The organism is Paenibacillus sp. J2L1-98 (assembly GCF_056269405.1).
In genome coordinates, this window is record NZ_JBWDNW010000066.1 from 1 (window position 1) to 1,099 (window position 1,099).

At 50.0% G+C, this 1,099-nt stretch carries 1 protein-coding gene; it reads right to left on the reverse strand.

Annotated features, from left to right (window positions below):
• Window positions 1-1,099, reverse strand: a 1,099-nt coding sequence (locus AC0YNZ_RS31420) for a sugar ABC transporter ATP-binding protein (RefSeq protein WP_475830278.1), incomplete at both ends; no start/stop codon positions are given.

Here is a 1,099-nt window from a genome sequence, read left to right on the forward strand (position 1 = left end):
CTGAGTCGCCTCGCTGCGCGGCAGCTCGGCCCTGATTTTCCCTTCATGCATAACGAGAATTCGATCGCTTACACTCAAAATTTCAGGCAGCTCGGACGAAATCATCAATACTGCCAAGCCTTTCTCGGCCAGTTTACTAATAATCTTATGAATTTCGGTCTTTGCTCCGATGTCGACTCCCCGGGTCGGCTCGTCGAGCAGCAGCACCTTAGGTGAAATCGACAGCCATCTGGCAATGACCACTTTCTGTTGGTTGCCGCCGCTGAGACCCATCACATTCTGTTCCCGCGATGCCGTCTTAATGCCGAGCTCCTGAATAAATCCGTCAGCATCCGCATCCATTTTGCCGTATTGGAGGATGCCCGCGCTGCGGTAAGTCCGGATTTGGGCCATCAAAATATTTTCTTTAACAGACAGGTTCGGGAACAACCCCTGCTCTTTGCGGCTCTCCGGTACATGGGCAATGCCCAGCCCCATCGCTTCGGACGGAGATTGAATGCGCACCGGTTGACCGTCAATCAGAATTTCCCCTTGCGTAAGCTTTGAAGTACCGAAAATCGTGCGTACAAGCTCCGTTCTTCCGGCGCCGACGAGCCCGGCAAGACCTACGATTTCTCCGGGATAAAGCTTAAAGGAAACGTCTTTAACCGTTTTTTTGTCGGACACATGCTTTAATTCAAGAACCGGCTTGCGGTTTGCCAGCTCCGAAGGCTTCGTTACATTTCGCTGGAAAAGGTCTTTAATTTCCCTTCCCACCATCAGCTTCACCAAATGATCCGGATTCGTCTCCGTAATCGGTCCGCTGTTAATAAAATGACCGTCGCGAAGTACGGTATAACGGTCGGAAATGCGGAAAATTTCATCCATCCGGTGAGAAATGTAAACGATAGAAACGCCTTTTTTCTTAAGATCGTTTACGATCGTAAACAATTTCTCGATTTCTTTATCGGTCAAAGAAGCCGTCGGCTCATCCATGATGAGAATCTCTGAGTTGAACGACAGGGCGCGGGCGATCTCGACCATTTGCTGCTCAGCTACACTAAGCGTAGAAACGCTCACTTTAGGGTTTAGCGTGGAGCCGATGGAACGCAGAATGACT